Below are 14829 nucleotides of genomic sequence, written 5' to 3' on the forward strand. Positions count from 1 at the left end.
ACCCTGGAGGCATCGCCCGGACCGGGAGGCCCCATGGATCTGGATCTGCGCAAGTTGCGCTACTTCGTCGCCGTCGCCGAAAAGCTGCATTTCGGCCGCGCCGCCGATGAGCTGCACATCGCGCAGCCGGTGCTCAGCCGGCAGATCCGCGCGCTGGAACACGATCTCGGCACCCCGCTGCTGACGAGGGACAGCCACGGCGTGGCCCTGACCGACGCCGGCAGCCAACTGCTGACCGACGCCGGCCCACTGCTGGCCTCCGCGCACGCGGTCCGCCACCGGGTGACCGTGGCCGCGCGCGGCAGCCGGCGGATCATGGTCGGCTTCCGGGCGGGAATCCCGGTCGCCCCGGCGGTCCGGCTGTTCGCCGAGCGGCACTCTGAGGTGATCGTGGACGTACAGCGGATTGACGGGGACGATCAGGCCCCGATGCTGCTCGACGGCCGTATCGACATCGGCTATGTGCGGCTGCCCATCGACGAGGCCGGGCTCCGCGTCGCCCCGCTGTACACCGAGCCACGGGTCGCGGTGCTGCCCGCCGGCCACGAACTGGCCGGCCGGGAGCAGATCACCGAGGCCGACCTCGCCGGCGAACCACTGGTCTGGCACGCTGACCCGAACACCCAACCCACCCGCCGCCCGCATCCCAACGCCGGGTACCTGGTGCGCGGGGTCGACGAGACACTCGAACATGTCGCGGCCGGCCGAGGCGTCTCGTTCCTGGCCCGCTCTGCAACGGTGTTCTACTCACACCCGGACATCAGCTACGTACCCGTCCCGGACCTGGCCCCCGACCAGGTATGCCTGGCCATGGCGGCAACACGCACCTCGCCGGTGGTGGACGACTTCTTCACGGCGGCGCAGTCGGCGGCCGAGATCACGGCGGAGTGCGGAAACTACGAAATGTGGCAACAGGGAAACGGCGCCGTTTTCTAGGAATGCTTGTCGCTCAATTCCGGCGTGTGCGGGTCAGTACCAAAGAGGTAACTGGGGTGGGCCGGTGGTGAGGTGCTGGGCGCTTGGTGCGGGGTGGGCCGCCCCTCCTTTTGCCAGTGTCGCGCCTCCAGGGGAGGTGTAAAGGGCGCTCCTTCGTCGCGTCGGCTTCGCCGATTGCGCTTCGCTTCACCCTTGACACCTCCCCTTCCGGCGCGTGTACGGGAGAGGGGGCGGCCGGGGGGAGGGGGCCCGGGGGGTGGTGCCGTACTGCCACTCGGTTCAGGGTCCGGCGGGCGGGTGGGCCCTGCGGGGCTGCGCGGCAGAGGATTGGGGTGGTCCGACACCGGCTCGGCGGCTGACGGTCCGCTGTTTGCTGAGACTCAAGCCCCGCTGGTCACTGTTGTGTTGTGGTGCCCGGAAGGCGGGTGGGTTCTGCGGCCCGGCCGGGTCTGCGGGCCGGATGCCCTGCCTGCATGTCCTATATGGACTAGTTTGGTGACCCGTTGGGGCTCTCCTCAGGCGGTACATGTGTCCTCAGGTGCATTAGGAGCACTCCACGACGCATGGACGGCCTTCAGCGGCCCACTTGCCGCCACCCGCGTCTCAGTAACCCCACAACCCACACAACGGCGCCCAGCGGGGCTTGAGTCTCAGCACACAGCGGACCGTCAGCCGCCGAGCCGGTGTGGGACCGCCCCATTCCTCTGCCGCGCAGCCCCGCAGGGTCCACCGGGCCGCCGGACCCTGAGCCGAGTGGCAGAACAGCGGACCCCTTGGGCCCCCTCCCCCAGTGAACCCAACACCCTGGGAGCACTCGGGCGGCGGACCGTTTCCGCTGGTCACAAGGGGTTTTACATGGCTACAGCGACGCGCGGCAGGCACCTCTCGGTCCCTACAGACCGTATGAACAACGTAGCGAGCACGCCCGACGACCGGCCCGAAGTCGACCTGTTGCTGAGGAAGTCCAAGATCGTCCGCGAGGGGGAGCGCGCCCTCTCCATCCGTGCGCAGGAGGAGCGGGGCCGTGCGTGGGCCGCTGAGAACGGCTACCGGGTGCGGCGGGTGTGGAAGGAGAACCTGTCTGCCTGGTCGGACGTGAAGCGGCCCATGTATGACGCAGCCATGGACGCCGTCCTCGGCGGAGAGGTCCCCGCGCTCTGGTGCTACGCGCTCGACCGGTTCAGCCGCAAGGGTGCCGAAGCCGTGGTGCCGATCCTCGGCAAAGCGCGTGTGATCTTCGATTACGAGCGGCTCGACTCGATGGACGAGCGCGACCGCCGATGGATCATCGACCGCGCGGAGAACGCCCGCGAATACTCCCAGCGCCTGTCCCACAACGTGCGGGGTACGAAGAACAGGCAGCGCAACGAAGGACGCTGGCTCGCCAAAGCGCCGTTCGGCCTGGTCGCCCACCCGGACACGCGCCGGCTCTCCCCCAACCGTGCCCCGTACCTGTGCCTGATTGAGGGCCGCCGCGAGATCTCCCCGTGGGAAGTAGTCGTCCGCATCTTCAAGGAGATCGCCGAGGGCGTGTCCTCGCGTGCCCTGTCCCGCAAGCTCAACGCCGAGGGCATCTGCACATCCACGGGGAAGTCATGGACCGGCGCGGGCATCCGGGCGATCATCGTTCACCCCGCCTATGAGGGATGGCTCACCCTCACGCACTCCGGGAAGGTGCCCGCGCACTACGTCAACGAAGCCGGACAGCGTGTCCGCTGCGTCGATGACACGGTCCTGCCCGAGATGATTCCGGCCGAGACAGCGTCCCGCGCACGGCGGATCCTCAGCGGTCACCAAACCATCGTCAACACCACCGCGCCCACCCCCGGACGCAGCCTCCACGCGCTCACCGGACGGCTCCGCTGCACCGGATGCGGATACGCCATGTCCAAAGACGCAGACTCCTACGTGTGCCAGCAGCACGCGGGCGGTGGGCACTGCCCCGCACCTGCGTCCGCCACCCGCACCGCACTGGAAAAGTACGTCGTCGCCGAATGGGCCGCGAAACTCGGCGAGACAGGCGACGAAGACGAACTCATGATCGCCGTAGCCGAACGGTGGCAGGCACTCACCCGCCCCGAAGAAACACAGACAGTCCGGGACGCACGCGCCGAACTCAAAGCCGCACAAGCCAAACTCGACAAGTTCATGGCCGACGACGCAGCAGACTTCTACACCGGACGCAGCGCCCGCTACCGCATCCCCCACAAGAACGCCGCCGAACGCCGACTCGACAAGGCCGAAGCACGCATCCGGGAACTCACCGGAGACACGCGAGTCGATGTCTCGGTCCTCATGGACGGCGACGCGCTCACCAAGTGGGAAGGCTCCGATCCCGCCACGCGACGCGACCTGTTGGGCCTCGCCATCGACACCATCCACGTCACCAAAGCAGCCAAACGCGGAATCAAGTTCAACGGCAAGCAGCGCGTCACCATCGAATGGGCCACCCCCGAACCCACCACCGACGACTACACCGAAGCCGCGTAACAGCCCCTGCAAGCCAGAGAGAGCCCCGGACGGCCCCCAATGCCACCGGGGCTTTCCCCTACCGAACAATTTCCGCCGGGGGCGTTCCTCGCCGAAATGCAGGCACTCCTCCGTCCCTACTATCACCGAGGGGCCGTTCAGGAGGCCGGGCAAGGTCTGCTCTCCACTAGAACCCAGGGAAGAGGCGGCGGATCGCCGGGGGCATGCGACCAGGCCAACCGGAGATGAGACGTGAATCACAGGCCTTGAATGTCGGGTTTCGATGGCTCTACTGGAACCTACCGCCCTCTATTACAAGTGAGGGAACCTATCGACACGGAGGGGCGGACGGCAACGCCCCAAGTCGCGCAACGGCCCCTGTAGAGCCGCGATCTGCCCCCCAGACGGCGCGGGAGACTACGGGGCTTCCTCATGCCCTCCCAGGTAGGCGCGCGGGGCCGCGATGAATGGCTATGCAGGAAACCCTCCGGCCCTACCAAGGGTGCACCCATGCGTCGCGCGCAGACGGCCCGAGGAATTCGCCCCGCCCTGCAAGGACCGCAACCTCTCGCGCTCGCTGTGACGTAATGCGGGACACCACTGGTCCCTACAGCAGGGAGAGACGAACCCCACCGTCCGCAGACGGACACCCCAGGAGGACGACATGACGACACAGCACGACTCACTCATCAGTGTGCTGAAGCGAGCACGGTCACGGGCGCGCGCCCTGGCAGAGAGGGACCACCGAGCAGCCGAGGCACACGCGTTCGTGAGCGAGGCTCTGAGAGCCGCTGAGAGCCCGTACAGAGCCCCCGTGTGCGAACGGGACGGCTGCCCTCACACCGTGCTCTACGCGGGTCGTGGGCGGCTTCCCCTGTACTGCTCCGGCGCTTGCCGGGAGTGGGCCGCCCGCCGCCGGGCGAAACAGCAGCGGAAGGAGGGGTGAGGAGTGCTGTTGTTACTAATCTTTTTGACGAGTAACACAAAATAGAAAGAAGTAAGAAAACTTAAGAAGAAACAGGAACCGTCGCCACACCATCGGATTCTGTAACAGACCCTCGGAGGGAGCCCTCTTGGGCTACTACGCGCCCGACAACCAACTGACCAACTGCGGACGCTGCGGCGAGTACCTGACCGGCAGACAGGAACGCTACTGCTCTCCGGCATGCCGACAGGCCGCATACCGCGCCGAACAGCGCACCACGACCCGCCCGCCCATGAAGCCGTGCCCGCTGTGCGGGGAACTCTTCGAAGTGTGGCACCCGCGCAAGCGGTACTGCGACTACAACGACGAAGCAGGGTTCGTCTGCATCAACGCGCAGGAAGACATCCTCGAAGCCGCTGAGTTCGCGCGAGAGGACCGTATGACGGCAGAGTGCGCCCATTGTGGCGAGCCCGCCGGTTGGACCGGCAGAGGGCGACCCAAGCGTTTCTGTACGCGCCGCTGTAGACAGGCCGCTTACCGGAAGCGCGTAGCCGAACAAGCCGCGTAGCGAGACCAGTTCCCCCCTGACATGTCACGGGGGCTTTTTCATGCCCGAACAACAGTAAGGAGGGCTGTCCTCGTTCAGCACGGACGGAGACAGCGAAAACACATGAGCGATATCGAGAACGTCAGCAGCAAGGAAGTCCAGCCGGGAGCCGGCCAGGAATCCCCGGAGACTGCCACCGAGCGTGTCACCGCAGAAAGCAATGGGAATGAGATAGCACCCGTTCCGGAGCTTGACGAGATGCGCGCTCAGCTTGAGGTAGCACAGAGCCGAATCGAAACCATGCTGATGCGAGAGGTTGAACACTTCGCAAAAGAGCGGCTTGCTGTTGCCTCGGATATTTTCGATCTCGGGAAGCATCAGATTTCCGACCTGCTCGACGATGCCGGGTACGTGAGCGAAGAGAAGACCACCGAAGCAATTGACGCGCTGTTGAAGTCCCGTCCGATGCTTGCCGTAAATCCGCCGTTCTGGGGTGACGTCGGCGGCGGACAGCGTGCTTCCTATGACCACGACACGCCCGATTGGAAGTCAGCCCTGCGGGGCTCCAGCTACTGACACGCCGAAGCACTGATTCCGACACGCCCGAAAGAACAGAGGTAAACATGTCTATCAACACGTACACGCCCGGAGTTCAGGGCATTCTGCCTGACGAGTACGGGGCGCTGGTTGAGAAGCCGGTAAAAGAACTTTCCCTGGCTATGAAGCTGGGAACTGTCATCAACACGTCCAGCAACGTCTACCGCATTCCGATGCTGGTAGACGATGTGACCGTTGGTGCGGTAGCTGAAGGTGCGGAGATCACTCCGTCGGATGCGAAGTTTGATGAGAACCAGGTGAAGCCCGCCAAGTTCGCGGGGCTCACTATCATCAGCCGCGAAATGGCCGAGGACAGTTCTCCATCCGCAGGGGAGCAGGTAGGCCGCTCGATTGCACGCCAGATATCCAAGAGCGTGGACAACGCACTCTTGAATGCTCTTTCCGATCCGAACCCGGCCGGTCTCGGTTCGTTGAAGGGGATTTCGAAGGTGGCGGCCCCGGTCGTTTACGCGAATCTGGACCCGTTCGAGGAAGCTATTTCCCTCTCGGAGTCTGCGGGAGGAAACATCACCGCTTGGGTGATGAGTGCAACCACAGCGCTGGAAATCGCCAAGCTCAAAGATGAGACCAACTCGAACCGGAGTCTACTCAACACGGATATGACAATGGAGGGACGGCGGCAGATCCTCGGACGGCCGGTGTATGTGTCGCCATTCGCACAGCCGGACATTGTTTACGGAATCAGTCGGGAAGAAATTCTCACCATCGTCCGTACTGATACCCGGCTCGACGTGGACAAGTCTGTTTTCTTCACCAGCGACCGCGTAGCGGTAAAGGGAACCATGCGAGTCGCTTTCGGCTTCCCAGTGGAGGGCGCACACGTCCGTATTCAGAACGCATCCGAGTAACAACGACTGGCCGGGGGTTCACCAATGAGCCCCCGGCCCGGAAGGACCCCATGCCCCGAAAACCCCGTACCCCCTGCACCATCCCCGGGTGCCCCGAACTGACCACGGGTGGCCGTTGTGCGGCCCATGAGCGGGAAGCGACCGCACAACGCGTGACACCAGGGACGAGTGCGTACGGGCGACTGTGGCCCCGTATCCGCCGTGCATACCTGTACGCGAACCCGTGGTGCGTGTTGTGTGGCCGGTTGGCGAACGTGGCGGACCATTTCCCGTTGTCACGCCGCGAGTTGCTCGCGCAGGGTGTTTTGAATCCGGATACTCCGAAGCATCTTCGGCCGTTGTGTGTCGCGTGCCATAACCGCGAAACGGCCCGGAAGCAGCCTGGTGGGTTCGCTGCTGAAGCGAAATCCCGTCGTGAGGCCGGCGAGCGTCCGCCGTTCTGACCAGGCGGGTACCCCCTGCCCCTCGCGATCCTGCACGAGAGGGAGGAGAAAAACTCTCTCCGGAGCTGAAGGCGTTTTTGGGGCCCTAATCGAACGCATCAAAAGGAAGCGAGAATTTATGGCCGACCGATACCGGCCCATGTCTGCTGTTCAGCGGGCGCGCGAAGGTAACCCGTCAAAGACATCGATCAAAGAGGGAGTGGTAATCCCTCGCGCAATCCTCACCGAACCGGACTGGAGCGAGGTTTTCAAGACCTCACCCGATCCTGCCGTTGAATCAGCGAACGAGCGTTGCCGCGATATGGCTTCTGTCGAATGGCGGCGCGTAGTACCGGTGTTGGAAGTTGCCGCCGGTATTGGCGAAGTAGACCATGCGACCGTCAAAGACTTGTGCGTGTGCGTCGCACGGATCGACCAGGCGGAACGGGATCTCTCAGAGCGCGGGCTGATGGTGACCGCCGAGCGCGGAACGGTGAAGAACGGCGCCGCGACGATCGCAGCGCAGTACCGGACGCAACTCGCCCGGTACATCAGAGAGTTGGGCCTCTCGCCGAGCGCGCGGACCGCTATTACTGCCCCGGAATTCGATGATGACGACTCGGATATCTGGGACTGACGCACAGCGACACGGAGCCCCCGCACTTGCTGCCCTGTCTAGGGGAAACGAGTGCGGGGGCTTGCTGTTTAGACTGCTAGCGCGGCGGGGGTTACTAGTCGCGCACGGTCGTATAGATCTCGGGCAGCGTGGTTTTTGATGTGTGGACGGATTCGCTTATACATGCCCGCGATTCTTTGATCCGCTCGCCCGGATTGGATCAATGGATAGTCGTCCAGGGCGAGATTCCAAGTTTCACACGCTGCCTCTAGGTGGCCAATTTCGAGTTGCCGTTCTGCGAGAATCGAGAGATGCCGGACGCGTGCTCGCCGATACACGGCATATCGCAACTGATTAGAGTTTTCCATGGCGGAGATTGACCCTGCGACATCGCCTAGTTCATAGCGAACTTGACTGACATGATAATTCAGGGATGACGGATCGTAGGATCCAAAAGGCTTGGATCGGGACTCGGCCTTTTCCATAGCAATTTCGGCCTCGTTGAGATATCCCAGCGCTTTAGAGCGCTCTCCGATTTGTGCCGCCGCGTGAGCTTGTTGCCCAGCCAAGAAAGCGCGCATTCGAGGGCCAGCCTGTGGGGAGGCTGCTGCGGCAGCATCGGCGAGCCGCATTGCCTCTTTTCCGTGCCCTAGGTCAACGGCCTGTACGCTCATTCCACGCAGCGTGGTGCAGTAGGTGAGATGATCCTCCGAAGCTCCGGCCAGTTCCAGGGCTTTCAAATAGTATTGCTGAGCCAATCCGTGGATGCCCTCATCGACAGCCATGTATCCGGTGAGATAGCACAGGTCGGAGGCTGCCGACATCATCGCTTTACGGACTTCCTCGGAAGCATCGGCCTTCAGGTATGGGGCGACCGTGTTTACGAGGAATGCCGCCGCCATCGGTCGGGCGTGTCGACCGCCGAATTGGTCATCGAGTTCTGATACTCGCTCCGTCATGGCGATGACCATTTCAACTTCATGCATCCCTATGCGCTGCGTTTTGCCCATCTGCACTGCTTCCATTCGCCCCACGACATCCGGCCAGTTGGGAACCGTAAGGGCGACAGAAAATAGGGTTGCTCCGACAACGCTGCGGCGGGACGGGTCCACGTCATGCCTCCCCAGGTCGATCAGCCCTTCCACCGTACTCGGATGGGCGTTCGACTCTTTCGGGGGTGCGGGGAACCCTGCCTCGGCGTGGGTGATGGGGCGGAGCAGTCTCCGGGCGAACGCTTCCAGGATGAGTGGCCGTACGCCCTCCTTGGGCATGTGCCCCTTCAGCCACTGATGGACTGAAGGTTCCTGGTATTTGAGCGGTGTTCCGCGTTCGGTTCCGATGCGGTTGATCGCTTGGGCGAGTTGGCGCATCGACCATCCGCTCTCGCGGTACAGCAGCTCAAGTTCTGTGTTCGGCTCCGGTGTCTTCACTGGTACCAACTCCCCGTGCAGATGGCTCTTAAGGGTCTTAAGTTCTGCCGCTGTGACAAGCGTAGCGCTGTGAGTAGTCGTCAAGTTGCCTTGAGTGAGTCGAGATCACTTCAGGAGGCGGGGCGACCATGGATGACCAGGCGAAACCAGCGAAACCCGCAGGTGGCGACGCTGACCTGTTATGTGAACTCATCCGGGCCGGTGGCTACTACGGGCTCGCCCCGGACTGGGTGCCCCGTGGTGGCTACACCGCGCCAACTCGTCCTGTACTGGCGCGTGTTGCTCTCCGGCTGTTGGCGCTCTCCGTGCCGGGTCCGGGTGAGACGTGGTGAGCCCGGTGAGAGGGCAGCCAACGCGGTCCGGGCTCCGGTGGCCACCGTGCCAGTGCGGACACCCTGAGTGCCCGGACAAGCCGCCCCCGCCGTACGCGGGTGACGACGACCGGTCGCGCAGTCCAGCCATGGAACGCATCCGCCCCGATCTGGAAAAGGCGAGAGACCGGACCAGGCGGAGACCCGGGTGACCGCACGCAATCGCCGCGCCGATACCGGAACTCCGCGCAAGGCTCCGCACTGCGGGGAATGTATCGGATTTCGTGAAGTCTGGTGCCCGGTGTGCTGCGGATTCGCGGGATGCGACGTCTGCCACTACACCTTCAAAATTCCCTGCCGGACATGTGCCGGCGGGGACGTGACGCTAGGAAAAATCCAGTGGTGAAGCGTGCCACGCAGGAGACCGGTTGGGCGCTCGCCGCCGCCGTTGTATGGGTCGGAATCTCCGTACTCATCATCGTGATTGTGACCCACGACAAGTAGCCCTCGCACCAGCACGGGAACACGTACCGCCAAGGAGCCAAAGACCCATGCCGCTGTTAACCCCCTACGTCGCCTTACTCAGTACCGAAGTAGCCACGCTCCAATCAGAGCTGGAAATCGAGGACAGCCCGAACGGGTACCGGCTCGCCTACAAGAAAACGCGCCCCGGGGACCGTGACAAGCACGGGAACTTGTGGGCCCGCATGGAAGAGACTCCGGGCCCGAGCAAGGTTCTCTATCACTCGATGCACCCGCGCCGTCAACGCGAATGCATGGAACACATGTTGTGTCAGGTGTGCGGGGAGCCCGCCGACCGGAACCGCCAGGGATGGCTGTTCATCGACTGGCAGCGCGTCGAATCTCCGCCGACATGGCCTGAGCGTTCCCTCACGTCGATGCCGCCCGTGTGCGCCGAACACGCCCGGGTGTCGGCGCGGCAGTGTCCGCATCTGCGCCACGGACCGTACGTCGTGCTGCGTGCTCGGAAAGCTCCCTTGTACGGGGTGGCGGGGATCGTCTACCGCTTGACGCTGAACGGTTGGGTCACCACTGAGGATGACGTGCTCTCCGCGTACAGCAAGAAGAGACTTCCGGGCATGCTCGCATCCCGGCTCTTCCGCGAACTGCGCGGCGTGACGGTCGTCGATCTCCCGTAGCGCGCCAACCCGCCGTGTTTGGTGGGTACTTCCCGGTGTCGGTGCCGGGGTGTTACGGTCCCTGACACAACATCAAAAAGAAACCCCGGCGAGTGCGTCAACACTCCCGGGGCGTGGCCGACAACCTCAGGAGTTGCCGACGTGCGTCACTCTATCGCGCGTGCCCTTGTGGCATGCCTGCGCCTCATCCTCGCCGCCATGCTGCCCGCTACCGGGAAGCGCCGCGCGGAACCCTCAGCAGTCCCCGCAGAGCCGTGCGCTCCGACGGTTGCCCCCTGGTCGAAGCCGTGGACCGGGCCCAGCTCTGCGGACGCCCGAGCCATCTTCCGGGCCGAAGAGACCATGCCACTCACCCCAGTGCAGCGGGAACGGCGCTTCGCCGTCGAGTTCGCGGCGCGGGGAGTGGAGTACCCGTACCGGTACCCGGATGATCAGTTCTCCGCCCTGGGGAGGAGCGCGTGACCAGGGCGCGACGGGCGGGGTAGCCCGGTCCTGAAGCAGCGCAACAGCCCCGTTCGACCACGTGTCGAGCGGGGCTTTCGCATGCCCGGATCCCGGTGTTTTCCCAGCTCCCAGGGTGTAGGGTCTCCCCCCGGCCGCCCCCCCTCTCCCGTACACGCGCCGGAAGGGGAGGTGTCAAGGGTGAAGCGAAGCGCAATCGGCGCAGCCGACGCGACGAAGGAGCGCCCTTTACACCTCCCCTGGAGGCGCGACACTGGCAGGAGGAGGGGCGGCCCGGCAGGCACCTGGCGTTCAGCTTCTCGCCCCCGTACACCCCGGTCTACCTCTTGGTACTGACCCGCACGGTTCGTATGTCTCATGCCGCGAAGAACTCCTCCAGCACCGGTGCCAGTACATGCGGCGCCACCTCGTGGGTCTGGCCCGTCAGGGTGCGGTGGCGGCCTCGGGGGAGGGCTGCCGCTGTGGCGCGGGCGGCGTCGCGGAGGAAGCGGGGGGAGGCGCCGCCGTCGACGACCATGGCGCGGACCCGGACCGCCGACAGCCGCTCGGCGGGGAGGGGCCCCCGGCGCAGTACGGCGTCGTCGTACGCCAGGGTGTGGGCCAGCGCCGTCAGGTCGGGCCACATCGGTGAGCGGCGCAGTCCGCCCACCGTCGCGCCCGCCGTTCCCACGGCCCGCAGGAACAGCTCGACCGCGTCGTCGCGCAGCCCCCGCGCCAGCAGCCCGGCCAGCCGCTCGCTGTAGGCCGGGCCGCTCGCGGCGCCGGCGCCTCCGCTGATGCCGCCGCTGCCTCCGTCAACGCCGCCACCGAGGACGTACGGCGGCTCGTACAGCGCGAATTGCGCCATCGGCAGCCCCGCCGCCGCGGCCTCCAGGACCAGGGCCGCGCCGGACGACATCCCGAGGACGGAGACGTCCGGACCCGCCATGCCGAGGAGGGCGGCGAGATCCTCGATCTCCCGTTCCACCGCGTACGGCGCGGTGTCGCCGCTGGCGCCGCGCCCGCGCCGGTCGTAGGTGATGACGTCGAACGCGGGCGCGAGCAGCTTCGCCAGCGGGGCCTCCGACTCCGCCGTACTGAACGCGCCCCCCACCAGAACGACCGGCGGTCCCTCGCCCGTCCGCCGGAACGCGATCGGGGTGGCGTCCCCCGAATTCACCATGCACACGTTGTTCATGCGGGTTCAGACCCCGGCGCCCGGCTCAACTCATCGGTCCGCGGAAAAGTTTTCCGCACCTTCTTTAAGAGGCGCGTCCAGAGGGGGTCCTCAGGCCGTCACCAACTCCGTGTCGTAGAAGCAGAAGTGGTCCTTGACCTGCGCGACCTCCTCCTTGGGCGTCGGGTACGCCCAGACCAGATCCGGGGCGCCGGGCAGCGACCAGTAGGACGCGTCGCCCTTGAACGGGCAGTGGGTGGTGGTCGCTGACGGCGTCAGCAGCTCGGTCCGTACATCTTGCGGCGGCAGGTAGTAGCGGACGGGACAGCCGGTCTCGCGCAGCACCAGCGGTCGGCTGCTCTCGGCCAGGAGCTGTCCGTCGCGTACGACCCGTACGTGCTCGGTGCCCTGCTCGACGGTGATGGTGTGTCCAGCGGTCGCGGTCATGGTGATCCGTCCTCTTTGAGGGATGCGAGGGATACGAGGGGTAGGAGGGACAAGGAGGGGTACGTCGGCCCCTCCCTGTTCAGCAAATAGATGCGGTCCACTCTTCCCGCGTCCTACCGTGCACCCATGAATATCTGTGTCTTCCTCTCCGCCGCCGACCTCGACGAGCGCTACACCCGCCCCGCCCGCGAATTCGCCGAACTGATCGGCAAGAGCGGGCACACCCTCGTCTGGGGAGGCTCCGACACGGGGCTGATGAAGGTCGTTGCCGACGGTGTGGCGGAGACCGGCGGCAGGCTGGTCGGGATCTCCGTGGGCTTTCTCGGCGCCATGGCCCGGCCCGACGCGGACGAGATGGTGGTCGCCAAGGACCTCGCGGAGCGCAAGGCGCTGCTGCTCGGCCGGTCCGACGCCGTTGTGATCATGGCCGGCGGTCTGGGCACGCTGGACGAGGCCACCGAGGTCCTGGAGCTGAAGAAGCACGCCGTGCACACCAAGCCGGTGGTGCTGCTCAACACGGCGGGCTTTTACGACGGGCTGAAGCAGCAGTTCCACCGCATGGAGGACGAGGGCTTCCTGCCGCTGCCCCTCAGCGACCTGGTGTTCTTCGCCGAGGACGGGGTGAGCGCCCTCGCGCACCTGGAGGAGGCCGCCGGCGTGCGGTGACGGCGTGCGGTGACGGTGCGAGGGGTGGCCGGGGTGATGCGACGATGACCGCATGGCTACCCATCTGATCACCGGTGCGGGCTCGGGCATCGGCGCCGCTGTCGCGCGCCGGCTCCACGAGCGCGGCGACGACCTGCTGCTGCTCGCCCGGGACGCGGGCCGCGCGAAGGAACTCGCCGCGGGTCTGCCCGGCGCCCGTACCCTCGTCGGTGACCTCGACAACCCCGGCCGGCTCTCCTGGGCGCTCGCCCAGCAGTCACTGCCCGACCGCCTCGACTCGCTCCTGCACATCGCGGGCGTCGTGGACCTGGGACAGGTCGGGGAGCTGACCCCCAAGTCCTGGCACCACCAGCTGAACGTCAACCTCGTGTCGCCCGCCGAGCTGACCCGGCTCCTGCTGCCCCAGCTCCGGGTCTCCCGCGGCCAGGTGATCTTCGTCAACTCGGGCGCGGGGCTCGCCACCCACGCCGGATGGAGCGCGTACGCCGCCTCCAAGCACGGCCTCAAGGCGCTGGCCGACGGGCTGCGCCAGGAGGAACGCCCCCACGGGGTACGGGTGACCTCCGTCTACCCCGGCCGTACGGCGAGCCCCATGCAGGTCAAGGTCCACCAGCAGGAGGGCAAGGAGTACGACCCCACCCGCTGGATCGACCCCGAGTCGGTCGCCACCGCGCTGCTCACCGCCCTCGACCTGCCGCGCGACGCGCAGATCGACGACATCACCGTAAGGCCGGGCCGATGAGCGACGAAAACGTCCACGAAAACGCCCACGACACCGCGCGGGACAAGCCCATCGGCTGGGGCCCCGCCACCGGCGTCGGCTCGCTGCCCGGCGGTGACGCCCGGGAGGCCGCCAAGACGGCCACCGGCGCCTTCGAGTCCTTCCCGTATCTGCCGGAACTGCCCGCGCGCGGCCCCGGCGCCGACATGATCGGCCGTACGGCCGGACTGCTGGCCGAGGTCTACGCGCGCGTGGAGCCCAGCGGCTGGCGGATCGGCGACCGGCCCGGCCGGGACACCAAGCGCGCCCGGTCCTGGCTGGGGGAGGATCTCGACGCGCTGGAGGAGTTCACCCAGGGGTACGAGGGACCGCTCAAGATCCAGGCCGTCGGCCCGTGGACCCTGGCCGCCGCGCTGGAGCTGCGCGGCGGCGAGTCGGCGCTGAGCGACCCGGGAGCCTGCCGGGACCTGGCCGCCTCGCTGACCGAGGGGCTCACCGGCCATCTCGCGGAGGTACGGCGCCGGGTGCCCGGGGCCGTACCCGTGCTCCAGCTCGACGAGCCGTCCCTCACCGCCGTTCTGCGCGGACACGTCAGGTCCGCGAGCGGCTACCGCACCCACCGCGCGGTCGACCGGCAGGTGGTCGAGAGCGCGCTGCGCGAGCTGACCGCGCTCTGCCCGGGGGCGACGGTCGTGCACTCGTGCGCGCCGGACGTGCCGTTCGCGCTGCTGCGGCGGGCGGGCGCGGCGGCGGTTTCGTTCGATTTCGGTCTGCTCACCGAGCGTGATGAGGAGACGATCGGGGAGGCGGTGGAGGGCGGTACGAAACTCTTCGCCGGAATCGTGCCGGGTACCGACGGCCCATTGTCAGACCCTGCCGGTAGCGTCATGGGTGTCAGAACGCTGTGGCGCAGGCTGGGGCTGAATCCGGGGACTCTCGCGGAGTCCGTGGTGCTCACTCCGGCCTGTGGGCTGGCGGGGGCCTCTCCCGCGTACGCCCGTGCCGCGCAGGCGTTCTGTGTCAGGGCCGCGAGATCCCTCGTGGACAACCCTGAGTGACGGCTCCGGCGACGGGCGGGGCTGGATCATGGTGAAT

At 66.1% G+C, this 14829-nt stretch carries 13 protein-coding genes; 10 read left to right on the forward strand and 3 right to left on the reverse strand.

Annotation, left to right across the window (positions count from 1 at the left end; genetic code table 11):
* The first annotated feature begins 33 nt into the window (after nt 1-33).
* From DVK44_RS25380 to DVK44_RS25405, 6 genes are all read left to right on the forward strand, one after another.
* Nucleotides 34-936 carry a LysR family transcriptional regulator gene (locus tag DVK44_RS25380; RefSeq protein WP_114662166.1) on the forward strand — a complete coding sequence of 301 codons (903 nt, stop codon included), beginning with the start codon at nt 34-36 and terminating at the stop codon, nt 934-936.
* A 903-nt stretch (nt 937-1839) separates the two neighbouring features.
* Entirely contained in the window at nt 1840-3426 is a 1587-nt protein-coding gene (locus DVK44_RS25385; protein WP_162794048.1) for a recombinase family protein, read from the forward strand.
* A 1052-nt stretch (nt 3427-4478) separates the two neighbouring features.
* Nucleotides 4479-4898, forward strand: coding sequence for a hypothetical protein (locus DVK44_RS36500; protein ID WP_162794050.1), 420 nt, complete (start codon nt 4479-4481; stop codon nt 4896-4898).
* Nucleotides 4899-5000: 102 nt separating this feature from the next.
* Nucleotides 5001-5453 carry a hypothetical protein gene (locus tag DVK44_RS25390; RefSeq protein ID WP_114662168.1) on the forward strand — a complete coding sequence of 151 codons (453 nt, stop codon included), beginning with the start codon at nt 5001-5003 and terminating at the stop codon, nt 5451-5453.
* Between the two features lie 47 nt (nt 5454-5500).
* Complete coding sequence (locus DVK44_RS25395) at nt 5501-6343, forward strand: phage major capsid protein (protein WP_114662169.1); 843 nt, start codon at nt 5501-5503, stop codon at nt 6341-6343.
* A gap of 561 nt (nt 6344-6904) precedes the next feature.
* Nucleotides 6905-7402 carry a phage terminase small subunit P27 family gene (locus DVK44_RS25405; protein WP_181957525.1) on the forward strand — a complete coding sequence of 166 codons (498 nt, stop codon included), beginning with the start codon at nt 6905-6907 and terminating at the stop codon, nt 7400-7402.
* Between the two features lie 68 nt (nt 7403-7470).
* Here the strand turns inward: DVK44_RS25405 and DVK44_RS25410 are convergent, their stop codons facing one another.
* The gene (locus DVK44_RS25410; protein WP_114662172.1) at nt 7471-8811 is read right to left on the reverse strand and encodes a tetratricopeptide repeat protein; all 1341 of its coding nucleotides are present in this window, start codon (nt 8809-8811) and stop codon (nt 7471-7473) included.
* An 862-nt stretch (nt 8812-9673) separates the two neighbouring features.
* On the opposite strand from DVK44_RS25410, the gene DVK44_RS25415 reads away from it, so the two are divergent.
* Nucleotides 9674-10282, forward strand: coding sequence for a hypothetical protein (locus DVK44_RS25415; RefSeq protein WP_114662174.1), 609 nt, complete (start codon nt 9674-9676; stop codon nt 10280-10282).
* 817 nt (nt 10283-11099) lie between these two features.
* On the opposite strand, the gene DVK44_RS25425 is transcribed toward DVK44_RS25415, so the two are convergent.
* Together DVK44_RS25425 and DVK44_RS25430 are read right to left on the reverse strand one after the other, a co-directional pair.
* A complete protein-coding gene (locus DVK44_RS25425) occupies nt 11100-11912 on the reverse strand; it encodes an alpha/beta fold hydrolase (protein WP_114665434.1) in 813 nt (270 codons plus the stop codon).
* Nucleotides 11913-12011: 99 nt separating this feature from the next.
* A complete protein-coding gene (locus tag DVK44_RS25430) occupies nt 12012-12347 on the reverse strand; it encodes a DUF427 domain-containing protein (RefSeq protein ID WP_114662178.1) in 336 nt (111 codons plus the stop codon).
* 126 nt (nt 12348-12473) lie between these two features.
* On the opposite strand from DVK44_RS25430, the gene DVK44_RS25435 reads away from it, so the two are divergent.
* From DVK44_RS25435 to DVK44_RS25445, 3 genes are read left to right on the forward strand one after another with little or no spacing between them, the layout of a single operon-like run.
* Entirely contained in the window at nt 12474-13013 is a 540-nt protein-coding gene (locus tag DVK44_RS25435) for an LOG family protein (RefSeq protein ID WP_114662180.1), read from the forward strand.
* A gap of 52 nt (nt 13014-13065) precedes the next feature.
* Entirely contained in the window at nt 13066-13755 is a 690-nt protein-coding gene (locus DVK44_RS25440) for an SDR family oxidoreductase (protein ID WP_114662182.1), read from the forward strand.
* On the forward strand, nt 13752-14792 hold the full coding sequence (locus DVK44_RS25445; RefSeq protein WP_114662184.1) for a methionine synthase: 1041 nt from the start codon (nt 13752-13754) through the stop codon (nt 14790-14792). Before DVK44_RS25440 ends, DVK44_RS25445 begins: the two co-directional genes overlap by 4 nt.
* Nucleotides 14793-14829: the final 37 nt, after the last annotated feature.

This window comes from Streptomyces paludis (assembly GCF_003344965.1).
Taxonomy (GTDB): Bacteria; Actinomycetota; Actinomycetes; order Streptomycetales; family Streptomycetaceae; genus Streptomyces; species Streptomyces paludis.